Origin of the sequence: Kitasatospora arboriphila, from assembly GCF_039528095.1 — a bacterium.
GTDB classification, from domain to species: domain Bacteria; phylum Actinomycetota; class Actinomycetes; order Streptomycetales; family Streptomycetaceae; genus Kitasatospora; species Kitasatospora arboriphila.
Genome location: NZ_BAAALD010000003.1, coordinates 157,876 through 171,096, shown reverse-complemented (window position 1 = coordinate 171,096; position 13,221 = coordinate 157,876). Strand labels below are relative to the sequence as shown.

At 73.8% G+C, this 13,221-nt stretch carries 10 protein-coding genes; 6 read left to right on the top strand and 4 right to left on the bottom strand.

Features of this window, described 5'->3' with window-relative positions; translation table 11 throughout:
• From ABD353_RS03065 to ABD353_RS03055, 3 genes are all read right to left on the bottom strand, one after another.
• The gene (locus tag ABD353_RS03065) at nucleotides 1-1,284 is read right to left on the bottom strand and encodes an extracellular solute-binding protein (RefSeq protein WP_344621852.1); all 1,284 of its coding nucleotides are present in this window, start codon (nucleotides 1,282-1,284) and stop codon (nucleotides 1-3) included.
• Nucleotides 1,285-1,656: 372 nt separating this feature from the next.
• Nucleotides 1,657-2,724 (bottom strand): aldose epimerase family protein, encoded by a 1,068-nt coding sequence (locus tag ABD353_RS03060; protein WP_344621851.1) that lies wholly within the window; start codon nucleotides 2,722-2,724, stop codon nucleotides 1,657-1,659.
• Between the two features lie 156 nt (nucleotides 2,725-2,880).
• The gene (locus tag ABD353_RS03055) at nucleotides 2,881-5,841 is read right to left on the bottom strand and encodes an ATP-binding protein (RefSeq protein WP_344621850.1); all 2,961 of its coding nucleotides are present in this window, start codon (nucleotides 5,839-5,841) and stop codon (nucleotides 2,881-2,883) included.
• A 280-nt stretch (nucleotides 5,842-6,121) separates the two neighbouring features.
• Here ABD353_RS03055 and ABD353_RS03050 point away from each other — a divergent pair, with 280 nt between their 5' ends.
• Nucleotides 6,122-7,072 carry a terpene synthase family protein gene (locus ABD353_RS03050; RefSeq protein WP_344621849.1) on the top strand — a complete coding sequence of 317 codons (951 nt, stop codon included), beginning with the start codon at nucleotides 6,122-6,124 and terminating at the stop codon, nucleotides 7,070-7,072.
• A gap of 304 nt (nucleotides 7,073-7,376) precedes the next feature.
• On the opposite strand, the gene ABD353_RS03045 is transcribed toward ABD353_RS03050, so the two are convergent.
• A complete protein-coding gene (locus ABD353_RS03045) occupies nucleotides 7,377-7,799 on the bottom strand; it encodes a DUF6325 family protein (RefSeq protein ID WP_344621848.1) in 423 nt (140 codons plus the stop codon).
• A gap of 184 nt (nucleotides 7,800-7,983) precedes the next feature.
• Here ABD353_RS03045 and ABD353_RS03040 point away from each other — a divergent pair, with 184 nt between their 5' ends.
• The 5 genes from ABD353_RS03040 to ABD353_RS03020 all read left to right on the top strand — a co-directional run bounded on the left by ABD353_RS03040 (nucleotide 7,984) and on the right by ABD353_RS03020 (nucleotide 13,214).
• Nucleotides 7,984-8,307, top strand: a complete 324-nt coding sequence (locus ABD353_RS03040; protein ID WP_344621847.1) for a nuclear transport factor 2 family protein — start codon at nucleotides 7,984-7,986, stop codon at nucleotides 8,305-8,307.
• 212 nt (nucleotides 8,308-8,519) lie between these two features.
• Nucleotides 8,520-9,533 (top strand): LacI family DNA-binding transcriptional regulator, encoded by a 1,014-nt coding sequence (locus ABD353_RS03035; protein WP_344621846.1) that lies wholly within the window; start codon nucleotides 8,520-8,522, stop codon nucleotides 9,531-9,533.
• A 239-nt stretch (nucleotides 9,534-9,772) separates the two neighbouring features.
• Nucleotides 9,773-11,794 carry a glycoside hydrolase family 31 protein gene (locus ABD353_RS03030; RefSeq protein WP_344621845.1) on the top strand — a complete coding sequence of 674 codons (2,022 nt, stop codon included), beginning with the start codon at nucleotides 9,773-9,775 and terminating at the stop codon, nucleotides 11,792-11,794.
• A gap of 36 nt (nucleotides 11,795-11,830) precedes the next feature.
• Nucleotides 11,831-12,184: a hypothetical protein gene (locus ABD353_RS03025; RefSeq protein ID WP_344621844.1), complete on the top strand. Its 354-nt coding sequence runs from the start codon at nucleotides 11,831-11,833 to the stop codon at nucleotides 12,182-12,184.
• A 55-nt stretch (nucleotides 12,185-12,239) separates the two neighbouring features.
• A complete protein-coding gene (locus tag ABD353_RS03020) occupies nucleotides 12,240-13,214 on the top strand; it encodes an acetylxylan esterase (RefSeq protein WP_344621843.1) in 975 nt (324 codons plus the stop codon).
• The last annotated feature ends 7 nt before the right edge of the window (nucleotides 13,215-13,221 follow it).

The window sequence follows — 13,221 nt, the reverse complement described above, 5'->3', positions numbered from 1 at the left end:
TTACTTGGCGAAGCCGGGGAGGAGCTTCGCGTAGTCGACGGCGGTGGCGTCCAGGCCGGCCTTGGTGTCGGCCTGGCCCTGGACGATCTTGGCGAGGTTGGTGCCGATCGAGGCGAACAGCGAGCCGTACTCGGGCAGCTCGGGCCGCGGCTGGGCGGAGCCCAGGATGGCCTGGTAGCCCGCGATGCCCAGGTTGGCCTTGACCTCGGCGGTGTAGGCGTCACCGCGGGTCGGCAGGGTGGAGTTCTTCAGCGCGAGGGTGGTCTGGCTCTCGGCCGAGGTCAGGAACGCGGCGAGCTTCTCGGCAGCGGCCTTGTGGGCGGCGTCGGAGCCGGCGTAGACGGAGACGTTGTGGCCGCCGGTGGGGGCGCCCGCCTTGCCGGTGGAGCCGGCCGGGACGGGCGCGATGCCCAGGTTCGCCTTGTTGCTGAACGCGGCGCCCTTGTAGATGTTGGTGATCTCCCAGGGGCCCTGGATGATCATCGCGACCTTGCCGGTGTTGAACGCGTCCATCATGTGGGCGTACGAGTCGGTCGTGGTATCGGCCTTGACGGTACCCGGCGAGGTGAACATCGTCTTGTAGGTCTCGACGGCCTTGGTGGCCTCGGGCGAGTTGATGCTGATCTTCTTGCCCTTGGCGTCCACCATGTCGGTGCCCTCGCCGAAGAGGAACGGCATCGCGTAGTAGCCGTCGCCGGCCCGCATGAAGAAGCCGTCCACGCCGGCCTTGTCCTTGACCAGGGCGGCGTCGGCCTTGAGCTCGTCCCAGGTCGCGGGGGCCTTGGTGATGCCGGCCTTGGCGAACAGGTCCTTGTTGTAGAGCAGGCCGAGGGTGTCGGTGACCAGCGGCGCGCCGTAGGTCTTGCCCTCGTACTTCGCCTGCTGGACCAGGCTCGGCTGGAAGGCCGACGCGTCGGGGAGCGCCGGGGTGCCGTCCAGCGGCTCCAGGAAGCCGGCCTTGGCGAAGGCGGAGGTCCAGCCGACCTCGGAGCGGAAGGCGTCCGGTGCGCCCTTGGCGCCCATCGCGGTCTGCAGCTTGTTCTGCGCCTGGTCGAACGGCACGTTGACGAAGTTGACCTTGATGTTCGGGTTGGCGGCCTCGAACTTCTGGACCAGCGCCTGGTAGGTCGGAGCCTCGTTGGTGGCGTTGGACGTGTCCCAGTAGGTGATGGTGACCGGACCGCCGTCGCCCTTGGCGTCCGAGCCGGAGCCGCTGCTGCCACAGGCTGCAAGAGAAACCGCAAGGGCCGCAACGAGAGCGGAGGCCGCGATGCCACGCCGCATGAGAACTCCTAGGAAGGTGGGGGTGCCCGAATTGGTGGAGGACCGCGCATAATGGCTGTCCCGTGCCGACTGCGCCGTTGCGGCCGTCGGGCTTGTGGAGGAACGTAACAGCGCCGAAAGCCAACCTGAAAGCCCTTGCAGCAACTTTCTGCAAGCGTGATTCAGATCGTTACATCCGCGTGTCCTCCGAGTTGCCGTCGCGCGAACCGCCCCCTCGACCCCCGTGGCCTGCATCGCTCCTGCCCGGCCGGGGCATGCGAACGGCCCGCGCCGTCCGGGTCGTCCCCGGCGGCACGGGCCGTCGTTGCGGTGGTTTGCAGCAACCGCTCTCAGTCGGACGGGCCGCGGCCCCTCCCGGACGGTCGCCGGGCCTCAGGCGGTGCCGAGGCGCAGCACCGTCGTCGAGTGGAACTCCTCGCCCGGGCGCAGCACCGTCGACGGGTACGAGGGCTGGTGCGGCGAGTCCGGGTGGTGCTGGGTCTCCAGCGCGACGCCGGCGTACGGGCCGTACGGGACGCCGCGGGCGCCGGTGACCGCGCCCTGGAAGCCGTTGGCCGTGTAGACCTGGATGCCCGGCTCGGTGGTGAGCACCTCCAGGGTGCGGCCGCTCTCCGGGTCCTCCAGCAGGGCGGCGCGGGACGGGCCGCCGTCGGTGGGTCGCTCGCGCAGCACCCAGTTGTGGTCGTAGCCGTGGGCCGCCGCCACCTGCGGGTGGTTCTCGGCGATGCCCTTGCCGAGCGGCCGGGCGGTGGTGAAGTCGAAGGGCGTGCCGGCCACCGCCTCGAACGGGCCGAGCGGGATCTGCCGGGCGTCCACCGGGGTGTAGTGGTCCGCGTCCAGGGTGAGCAGGTGGCCGAGCACGTCGCCGCTGCCCTCGCCCGCGAGGTTGAAGTAGGCGTGGTTGGTCAGGTTGACGACGGTGGGCTTGCTGGTGACCGCGTGGTAGTCGATGGTCACCGCGTCGGCGGAGAGCGTGTACGAGACGGTGACGTCGAGGCCGCCGGGGAAGCCCTGGTCGCCGTCGGGGCTGTGCAGCTTGAGCCGGACGCCGCCGGGGATCTCCTCGGCCTCCCAGATCCGGTGGGCGAAGCCGTCCGGGCCGCCGTGCAGGGTGACGCCGTTGCCGGTGGGGGCGAGCGAGTGGTCCTCGCCGTCGAGGGTGATCCGGCAGTCGGCGATCCGGTTGGCGTAGCGGCCGACGGTGCTGCCGTAGTGGCGGGCGGCGCCGAGGACCTGCGGGAGGTCCTCGGTGGAGAGCAGGATCTGGGCGGGCGTGCCGGAGCGGTCGGGCGCGGTGAGGGTGTGCAGGGTGGCGCCGAGGGTGAGGACGCTGGCCTCCAGCGGTCCGTTGCGCAGGGTCCAGCGCTCGATCGCCGCGCCCGCACCACTGGGTTCGAAGGGCCCGTGCCGGACCTCCGTGGCCTGTGCGGATGCCGCCATGGCCTGCTCCTCACCGAAGCGGCCGCGACCGCCTCACCTCGACTGCTGTTCGATTATGAGCGATCTTGTCGCCCCGGAGCAGCCTAGCCCGGCCGGGGCCCGGTACGGCGCTGCTGCGCGGTGCGTGCCCCGGCCGGTCGCGGGTTCCGGACGGGCTCAGCCGTCGTCGCCGGTGCGGGAGTCCTTGTCGGGCAGCCCGAGGGCGGCGGCCAGGCCCTCCGGCCCGGTGCCCGCTTTGCGGTGCACGGCGGCCAGTCGGCGGTGCACCAGGCTGAGCGGCAGGTCGAGGTGGTCGGCGATCCGCTGCGGCGGCAGGCCGCGCACGGCGAGTTCGGCGACCTCCCACTCGTGCTGGCTGAGGGCGTCCTTGGTGAGCGTGCGCAGCCGGTTCGGGCGCAGCCCGGAGACGGCGAGCTCGCGGCGGGCACGGGCGACCAGGCCGTCGGCGCCGCACTGCTGGGCGAGTTCCATGCCCTGGTAGAGGTACTCGCCAGCGTCGACCAGCCGGCCGCTGCGGCGCAGCGCGGCACCGAGGTCCACCAGGGCGTGCGCGTGCTCGTGGCCGGCCGGGGACTGGCCGAGCACGGCGACGGCCTCCTCCAGCAGCTCGACCGCGACCGGGCCGTCGGTGACGGCGGCCTGCAGCCGCAGGGCGGCGCCGACCGCGGAGGCCGAGCCGAAGGTGCGCGCCCGGTCGACGGCGTCCTGCGCGTGCTTGCGGGCCTCCTCCGGCTCGTCCGGGGCGAGGGCGAGCGCGAGGTGGCCGGCCCAGGGCGCCCAGACGGTGTTGTACCGGCCGCGGGCGTCGAGCTGCCGGCCGACCTCGGTGAGGACCTCGACGGCCCGGGCGCGGTCGCCGCGGGCGAGCAGCAGCTTGCCGTAGAGGGTGGGCGCGTCGGGCAGCACCATCGCGGTCTCGTGGTACGGCGGGGCGAAGCGGTACTGCTCGGCGAGCTCCCAGGCCTCCTGGACGCGGCCGCGGGCGAGCAGGGTGTCGGCGAGGACGCCGACGATGTCCCACTGCAGCGGCAGGTCGGGGGCGATCCGCTCGGAGATCCGCAGTCCGCGGCGGAGGAAGTCCTCGGCCTCCAGCAGGAAGCCGCGGCGGAACCGGACGAGGCCCATCAGGAAGTAGGCGAAGCCGCGGTGCGCGCCGCTCCACCCGGCGACCTCGAACTCCATGATGGCGTCGGAGAACAGCCGCTCGGCGCGGATGAGCTCGTCGGTGTAGGTGAGCGTGAGGCCGATCAGGGCGGGCAGCTCGAAGCCCCAGATGGTGCCCGTCCAGCGGAGTTCGGCGGGCAGCCGGCCGTTGACCAGCGCCCGGTCGGCGAGCTCCACGGCGCGGGCGGCGGACCCGCCGCGCAGGGTGAGGTCCCAGGCCTGCATGGCCACCAGGGCGCGCTCGGCGCTGTCCCGGCCGGTGAGCGCGGTTGCCATGTCCTCCAGCCGACGGGAGCGGCCGACCGCGTCGTCCTCGTCGCGCTGGAAGGCGGCCCACATGAAGTGCGCGGCCTCCAGTCGGAGCCGGCCGGGGCCCTGCGGGGTGCGCTGCGCCTCCTCGTGGCAGACCGCGGCGGCCCGGGTCAGCTGGCCGGCGTGGGCGAGCGCCTCGGAGAGCCGGAAGGTGGCGTCGACCCGCAGCGCGGGGCTCAGGCCGTTCTCCGGCTCCAGGGCGACGGTGAGCTGGTTGACCGTGGCGGCCGGGTCGGTGAGCAGGGCGGAGCAGCCGAGCTCGTACATCACCTCGGCGCGGATGTCGTCGTCCGGCGGCTCGTTGAGGGCGCGCTCCAGGCAGCGCTTGGCGGCGTCCGGAGCGCCGATGGCCAGGTGCTCCTGGGCGGCCTTGCGCAGCTTGCGGACGATCGCGTCGTCGCCCTCGGGCAGCACCTCCAGCAGGTGCCGGGAGGCGGCGAGCATGGTCCCGCCGGCGTTCTCGATCGCGGTGGCCGCGATGCCGTGCATGGCGGTCTTGGTGGCGGCCGGCATGGTGAGGTAGATCGAGGTGCCGATCAGCGGGTGGACGAACTCCAGCCGGCCGTTGGGCTGGCTGGTGAGGACGCGCTGGCGGCGCAGCTGGCGGACGGACTCCTCGGCCTGGTCCGGGCCCTGGGCGGAGATCGCGGCGGCGAGGGTCTGCCGGATGTCGGTGCCGAGCAGCGCGGCGGCCCAGGCGAACCGCAGGGTGGTCGGGCCGAGCTTGTCCAGCCAGTGCTGCAGGGTCTCGCCGCGGGCGGCGGCGGCGAGGTCGTGCAGCCTGCGGGCGTTCTCCTCGCTGGGCTCCAGCGCCTGGTCGCGGACCTCGCGGAGCAGCGCGACGACCTCGTACGGGGTGCCGCCGGTGACGGCCCAGACCTGGCGGCAGAAGGCGTCCTCGGCGTGCGGGCCGAGTTCGGCGCGGACGAGGTCGGCGACGGTGTCCGGGGTGAGCCGGCGCAGTTCGTGGCGGTGCTGGGCGATGGACTCGATCTGGTGGCGCAGCGGCAGCGTCTTGTGGTCGAACTCGTCGCGGTAGGCGAGGACGAGCAGCACGGGCAGTTCGCGCGAGCGGACGGCGAACGCGGCGAGCCAGCTGAGGGACTCCTGGTCGGCCCAGTGCAGGTCGTCGACGACCATGACCAACGGGGCACGACGCGGCGCGAGTTGGGTGAAGACGAAGTCGAGGCCGTCGCGCACGCCCTGCGGGTCGAGGGGCTCCAGCTCGTCGGACGGCGGGACGAGGCCGATGGCGGGGCCGACGATGCCGTACCAGTTGCCGAAGACCTCCTGCTTCTCCTCCTCGGGCAGCGAGCCGAGCACCGGCTGCAGCAACTGCCGCAGCACGCGGAAGGGTTCGTTGCGCTGGCGCTCGCCGCCGCGGGCGAAGAGCACGGTGCAGCCGGGCTGGAGCTTGCCCAGGCGGCGGACCCGGTGCAGCAGCGAGGTCTTGCCCATGCCGCCGGGGCCGGAGTAGCAGAGCACCTCGCCGATCTCGGTGCCGCCGGCGGCGAACTTGCGGCACAGCCGGGCGACCGCCTCGTCGGCGGTGTGCAGCTCGGTGTCCCGCTCGCGCAGTGTCTCCTCGGCCGGAGAGGTGACGTACTCCTGTTCGCCCTGCCCGTTCTGATCTGCCGACACCGCCGCGCCTCCGCCTCTTCCGTTCCTCGTTCCGCCCACGACCCTAGCGCCGTGCACGCCCGCGCGGGCGCCATTCGTGCAGGCCGAACGGGAGTCGAGGGTTGAGGCTGCAGGGCCCGGGCAAATGCCCTGGTGCGCATGCCATCCGATGATCCGATCGGGTAGTCTGCCGGGCCGGACGGCGCAGTGGATCTTCCGCACGTCCCAGTATCAGCATCGGGGTCACCGCACGACGCGAACGCACAGCACCGGATCCGAGAGTCACCTTGCTGGGAGCACCATGTCCGACGACAGCTCGCTCGACTTCCCGTTCCCGCACCGGCGCAGCGGGCACCACGCCCACGCCGCAGAGCGGCACCGCTCCTGGCTCGCCCGCCACCGCGAACTCGCGGACGTCGCGGACGCGGCGGTGTACGGCCACTGGGAGGTCGCCGAGCTCGCGGCGCTCAGCCATCCGGACGCGGGACCGGACGAACTCGCCCTCGCCGCGGACATGTTGGGCTTCTTCTTCCTCTTCGACGACCAGTTCGACAGCGCCCTGGGCCGGCGCCCGACCGAGGTGTCCCGGATCTGCGAACGGCTGACCGCGATCCTCTACGGCGCCCTGCCGGACGGCACCTCCGGCGTGGAACGGGCCTTCGCCGACCTCTGGAGACGGTCCACGGCCGGCATGCCCGGCCGCTGGCGGGCCCGGGCCGCCGCCAACTGGGAGTGGTACTTCGCCAGCCACCCCGCCGAGGCCGCCGGCCGGCTCTCCGGCCGGATCCCGGACCGCGAGGGCTACTTGATGCTCCGTCGGGGAACGGCGGCCATGGAGACCATCTTCGACATGGTGGAACGGCTCGGCGGATTCACCGTGCCGCAGGGCACGTTCCACCACCCCGTGCTGCGGCAACTGCGCCAGGTCGCCGCGGACATCCCCTCGTACAGCAACGACGTCCGCTCCTACCCGCTGGAGGCGCCGCGCGGGGACGTGTACAACCTGGTGATGATCGTCCAGCGGGAACGTTCCTGCCCGCCGGAGGAAGCCTGCTCGATCGTCCTCACCGAGGCGCAGCTGCTGGTCGACCGCTACGCCCGGCTGCTCGCCGAACTGCCCTGCGCCTTCCGCGAGCTGGAACTCGACGAGGAGCAGCGCGGCATCGCGCAGCGCTACGCCGACGGCATGACCGCCTGGCTGGCGGGCTACCTGCACTGGGAACGGCGGACGGGCCGCTACCGCACCGCGTGACCGGCAATGCACCCACCGTAGCGGACCCGGAGCCCGGCGACCAGAGCCCCCGGCACACGTGTACGGAGAATTCGGCCGCACCAGCGGCGCGGAGAACTGCGCAATGCAAGGGCAGCACCTCAGGGGCGCGTGGGGGCACCTCCCGGCCGAAGGCCGGGGGGAGAACTGCACAGTCCGGGGGTGGGTCCCAATGCGATTCGGGCTGAGCCCTGATCCGTACGGCGCGCCCATCCGCATTGCGCAGTTCCCCGCACCCCCTGAGGTGTCCGCCGCAGCCCTCCCGGCCCCGCGCCCCCGAGGTGCCTCACCGCCCGCTGCGGGCCCGGGCCGCGCGGACGGCCTCCTCGATCCGCTCCGGCGGGATCCGCACGCCGGAGGCAATCCGCCCGCCGACCGCACCGAGCGCGGCCGCCGCGCTCTGCGCCCACAGGTGCTCGATCAGCACCACCACGGCGACGCTGCCCGGGGCGAGCAGGGCGGCCGCCTCCTGCGCGTCGGCCGGTCCGATCAGCGGCAGCTCGTGCCCGCCGGCCGCGACCACCCCCTGCAGGTGCTCCACCTCGCCGACCTCCGCGTACTCGACGGTGCCGTCGGCGCGGCGGGTGACCACCAGGGCGTCGACCACCCGGATGTCCCCGGCCGTCCGCAGGGCGGCGAGGGCGCGGGCGCTCTCGGCGGTGATGGCCTCCTGCGGGAACGTCAGGACGATCAGTTCGGCCGGCCCCATCCAGGGCGCTCCTTCCGTCGGCGGTTCCCCGCGGTGGCCCCCGGATGCGGATCAAAGCACAGCCCGGGCCCGGCGCCGCGGAGGCGGGGCGCGGACGGCGCACGCCGCTGGCGGGCGGCCGGGCCCCGTGGTCTCTGGAAAGCACGGCACCGTGCCGTGCATCCGGGACGAGGAGGCCCCGACCATGACGATCCCCGCCGCCAAGCTGTCCAATCCCGCCGTTCGTGCCCTGGTCGCCGCGATCAACGGGGGCGACCCGACGGCGTTCTTCGCCGTGCTGACCCCGGACGCCACGATGTCCGACGACGGCTCGGACCGCCCGCTGGCGGCCTGGGCGGAGCGGGAGATCTTCTCCTCCCGGGGCCACATCGACGTCCAGACGGAGAAGGACGGCGGCCTCGCCCTGATCGCCAACTACCGCAACGACACCTGGGGCGAGATGCGCACCGCGTGGCGGTTCACCGTGGACGGGGAGCGGATCAGCCGTTTCGAGACCGGCCAGGCGTAGGCTCCGCAGCCCGCCCGCGGACCCCTGAACGCCCCGGCGCCGCCCCCGCGCAGCCCGCCGGGCACAGGTGGTGAAGCGCTTCGACACCGGGTCTGGACACAGTCCATCTGCCTCTCTAAGCTCTCCGGGCAGGACAGCATCGAGCCGCACAGCAGACATCGTCGAAGCGCTTCACCACCGGCGCCCGGCCGTGTCGCGAGATGGAGCACCAGATGGTCACGCTCGCCCAGGTCGCCCGGCACGCCGGGGTGTCCCCGAGCACGGTCTCGTACGTCATCAGCGGCAAGCGGTCCATCTCGCAGAACACCCGGCTGCGGGTGGAGCGCAGCATCGCCGAGCTCGGCTACCACCCGCACGCGGGGGCCCGGGCGCTGGCCAGCAACCGCTCCAACGTGATCGCCCTGATGATCCCGCTGCGCACCGACATGTTCGTGCCGGTGATGATGGAGATCGCCATCGCGATCACCACCACCGCCCGCCGGTTCGGCCACGACGTGCTGCTGCTGACCAGCGAGGAGGGCCCGTCCGCGGTGAAGCGCGTCGCCGCCAGCGGACTGGCCGACGCGATGATCCTCATGGACGTCGAACTCGAGGACGAGCGGATCCCGCTGCTGCGGCAGACCGGGGCGGCGGCCGCGCTGATCGGCCTGCCCGCCGACCCGGCCGGCCTCACCTGCGTCGACCTCGACTTCGAGGCCACCGGCGCGCTGGCCGCCGACCACCTCGCCGACCTCGGCCACCGCGAGGTGGCGCTGATCGGGGCCGCCGAGTCGGTCTACCGCCGGCACACCGGGTTCGCCGAGCGCACCCTGGCCGGCTTCCGGCAGCAGGCGGCCGCCCGTGGCCTGGGCTTCCTGCACCGCCCCTGCGGGGCCGGCCACGAGGCGGCCAGCGGGACGCTCTCGCGGATCCTGCAGGAGCGGCCGAACACCACGGGCTTCGTGGTGCAGAACGAGGCCGCGCTGCCGCACCTGCTCGGCCAGCTCCGGCAGTCCGGGCGGGCCGTGCCGGAGGACGTCTCCGTCGTCGCGGTCTGCCCCGACGAGGTGGCCCTGCACTCCGCCCCGCAGCTCACCTCGGTCTCCATCCCCGCGCAGGAGATGGGCCGGCGCGCGGTCGAGCTGCTGATGGCCCAGGCCGGCGGCGAGGACACCTCCGGGCTGACCCTGCTGCGCCCCACCCTCACCATGCGGGAGTCCAGCGGTCCCGCCCCGCGGACCGACTGACGCACCGACCGACGCACCGCCGGGCCGTCCCCTCACCCGATCCCCCGCACCACCCGCACCACCCGCACCACCCGCTCCGCTCGCTCCACCCGCTCCACCCGGCCGCTCGCGCGCATCGCCGATCACCGGGAGCCGGGCGCACCCGCACGCGCCCGTACCCCCACCGATCCCGCACGCCGGGGCGCAGCCCGCACCGGCGCGCCCCGCGCTGCCCGCGCGCAACCCCCAGGAGCCGTCCCGTGAACCACCCCCTGCCCATCCCCCCGCCGGAGAAGCCCGAGGCCCCCGGTGTGCTGCGCGAGCACGACGGCGCCCTGGAGTGGCACGGCCACCTGGAGACCCTGCGGGTGGAGCCCTGGGGCCCGGACGCGATCCGGGTGCGGGCGGTGCGCGGCGGGCGGCTGCGGCCCGACCTGCCGGGGGCGCTCGCCGAGCGGCCGCCGGCCGCGCCGCAGGCAGCGGTGAAGACCGAGGGCGGCGTCGGACGGATCGTCAACGGCGCGATCACCGCCGAGGTCACGGAGCGCGGCATCGTCCGATTCCTGCGGGCCGACGGCAGCGAACTGCTCTCCGAGCAGCCCGCGCACTTCTGGTGGCCCGGCGCCCGGCTCTACACGCCGACCGGCAACGGCTACCACCGGTTGGAGCAGCGCTTCGCCGCGTACGACGGCGAGAAGCTGTTCGGCCTCGGTCAGCACCGGCACGGGCTGCTCGACCAGAAGGGCGCCACGATCGACCTGGTGCAGCGCAACGCCGAGGTGTCGATCCCGGTGCTGCTCTCGGACCGCGGCTACCTGCTGCTGTGGAACAACCCGGCGATCGGCCGGGTGGAGCTGGCCGTCAACGGCACCCGCTGGGTCGCGGACAGCGCCCGCCAGTTCGACTACTGGATCACCGCCGGGCAGCCGGCCGAGACCCTGGCCCGGTACGCCGACGCCACCGGCCACTCCCCCGAACTCCCGTCGTGGGCCACCGGGTTCTGGCAGTGCAAGCTGCGCTACCGCACCCAGGAGGAGCTGCTCTCCGTCGCCCGCGAGCACAGGCGGCGCGGTCTGCCGCTGTCCGTGATCGTCAACGACTTCTTCCACTGGACGCACCTCGGCGAGTGGAAGCTCGACCCCGCCGAGTGGCCCGACCCGGCCGCCATGGTCCGCGAACTGGACGAGATGGGCGTGCGGTTGATGGTCTCCGTCTGGCCCTCCGTCAGCCCGCTCAGCGAGAACCACGCCGAGATGGAGCGCCGCGGCCTGCTGATCGGCACCGAGTACGGCCCGATGGCGCACGCCGAGTGGCCGGACAAGGGCGTCGACTCCACCGTCCAGGTCGCCTTCTACGACGCCACCAACCCGGAGGCCCGGGAGTTCCTCTGGGAGCGGATCGCGCAGAACTACCTCGCGCACGGCATCAAGGTCTGGTGGCTGGACGCCTGCGAGCCGGAGATCAACCCCGGCCACCAGGCCAACCTGCGCTACCACGCCGGGCCCGGCCTGGAGGTCGGCAACCTGTACCCGCGGGAGAACGCCCGCGCCTTCCACGAGGGCATGCTCGCCGCCGGCGAGTGCGAGGTGGTCACCCTCAACCGCTCGTCCTGGGCCGGCGCCCAGCGCTACGGCGCCGCGCTGTGGTCCGGCGACATCGGCACCGACTTCGCCACCCTGCGCGACCAGATCAGGGCCGGTCTGCACGTGATGGTCTCCGGGATCCCCTGGTGGACGACCGACATCGGCGGCTTCCACGGCGGCGACCCGGACGACCCGGCCTACCGGGAGGTGATCGTCCGCTGGTTCCAGTACGGCGCCTTCTGTCCGCTGTTCCGGCTGCACGGCTACCGCGAGCCGTGGATGCCGCTCGGCCCGGCGATGACCGGCGGCCCCAACGAGGTCTGGTCGTACGGCGAGGAGGCGTACGGGATCTTCAGCAGCTACCTGCACCTGCGCGAGCGGCTGCGGCCGTACATCCAGGAGCAGATGCGGCACACCGCCGAGACCGGCGTGCCGCCGATGCGGCCGCTGTTCGTGGAGTTCCCCGAGGACCCGGCGGCCTGGGAGGTCGGCGACCAGTTCCTGCTCGGGCCGGACCTGCTGGTCGCGCCGGTGGTCGAGGCCGGTGCCCGGCAGCGCACCGTCCTGCTGCCCGCCGGGGCGACCTGGCGCTGCGCCTGGACGGACGAGGTGCACCCGGGCGGCACCACGGTGACCGCGGACGCCCCGCTCGACCGGATCCCGCTCTACCTGCGCGACGGCGCCCGGCTGCCGATCTGACCCGGGCCCGCCCCACTCCGTGGCAAGGAGGCCACCATGCACCCCACCGCCCTGCACCAGACACCGCACCCGGCCGCCGTGCAGCGCCCCGCCGCGCTGAACCGCGGCCGTACCGCCCCCACCGGCCGGTTCGGCCCGTCGCCGGCGGCGCCGTACCGGCAGGCCCAGCCCGTGCCGCAGACCCGCCGCCCCGCCGCCGGGCTGCTCGCCCCAGAGGAGCACCAGCTGCTGCTCCTGCTCGCCGAGGGGCTGCCGCTGGACGCCGTCGCCCGCCGGCTGTCCACCTCCAGCCGGACGCTGCGCCGCCGGATCCGGGTGCTCTGCGACCGGATCGGGGTGCGCACCCCGCTGCAGGCCGCGGTCTGGGCCGCCCGGAGCGGCCTGATCTGACCGCCCGTCGGCTCCACGGCAGGAGCCGACGGCACCCGAACAGGAGAGAGAACCCGTGCCGCTGACCGACCTGCCCTACGAGGACCTGCTGCGCTACCGCCCGGAGCCGGCCGCCCCCGCCGACCTGGACGCCTTCTGGGACGACACGCTCGCCGAGGCCCGGGCGCACGGCGGCCCGGCCTCGGTCACCCCGGTCGGCGACAGCCTGCTGCGCGGCGCCGAGGTGCACGACGTGCGTTTCCCCGGCTACGGCGGCGAGCCGGTCGCCGGCTGGCTGCTGCTGCCGCGCGGCGCCCGCGGGCCGCTGCCGGTGGTCGTCGAGTACCTGGGCTACAGCCAGGGCCGCGGGCTGCCGCTGGAGCGGCTGCTGTACGTGTCGGCCGGCTACGCCCACCTGGTCATGGACACCCGCGGCCAGGGCCACGACACCCCGGACCCGCACCCGGGCGGCCCGCAGTGGGCGGCCGGGTTCATGACCCGCGGGATCGACTCGCCCGCGGGCTACTACTACCGGCGGCTGTACACCGACGCGGTTCGGGCGGTGGACTTCGTCCGCGGCCTGCCGCGGATCGATCCGGAGCGGGTGGTCGTGGGCGGCGCCAGCCAGGGCGGCGGGCTCGCCCTGGCCGCCGCCGCGCTGGCCGGGGACGCGGTGGCCGCCGCCCTGGTGGACGTGCCCTTCCTGCAGCACTTCCCCCGGGCGGTGGAGACCGCCTCGGCGGGCCCGTACCCGGAGATCGCCGAGTACCTCGGCCTGCACCGCCGGGACGCCGTCGAGCAGGTCTTCGCCACCCTGGCGTACGTGGACGGCCTGCACCTGGCGCCGCGGGCCACCGCGCCCGCGCTGTTCAGCGCGGCGCTGATGGACCCGGTCTGCCCGCCGTCCACGGTCTTCGCCACCTACCACCGCTACGGCGGCCCGGCCGCGATCGAGGTGTGGCGCTTCGGCGACCACGCCGGCGGGCGGGCCTCCCAGCAGCAGCGTCAGCTGGAGTGGCTGCGCGAACAAGGCCTGAGCGCGGCGAACTGACGGACGG

Excerpts from the sequence above, each read along its gene's own strand:
- ABD353_RS03065 (WP_344621852.1), bottom strand. The coding sequence starts at position 1,284 with ATGCGGCGTGGCATCGCGGCCTCCGCTCTCGTTGCGGCCCTTGCGGTT.
- ABD353_RS03060 (WP_344621851.1), bottom strand. The coding sequence starts at position 2,724 with ATGGCGGCATCCGCACAGGCCACGGAGGTCCGGCACGGGCCCTTCGAA.
- ABD353_RS03050 (WP_344621849.1), top strand. The coding sequence starts at position 6,122 with ATGTCCGACGACAGCTCGCTCGACTTCCCGTTCCCGCACCGGCGCAGC.
- ABD353_RS03045 (WP_344621848.1), bottom strand. The coding sequence starts at position 7,799 with ATGGGGCCGGCCGAACTGATCGTCCTGACGTTCCCGCAGGAGGCCATC.
- ABD353_RS03040 (WP_344621847.1), top strand. The coding sequence starts at position 7,984 with ATGACGATCCCCGCCGCCAAGCTGTCCAATCCCGCCGTTCGTGCCCTG.
- ABD353_RS03035 (WP_344621846.1), top strand. The coding sequence starts at position 8,520 with ATGGTCACGCTCGCCCAGGTCGCCCGGCACGCCGGGGTGTCCCCGAGC.
- ABD353_RS03025 (WP_344621844.1), top strand. The coding sequence starts at position 11,831 with ATGCACCCCACCGCCCTGCACCAGACACCGCACCCGGCCGCCGTGCAG.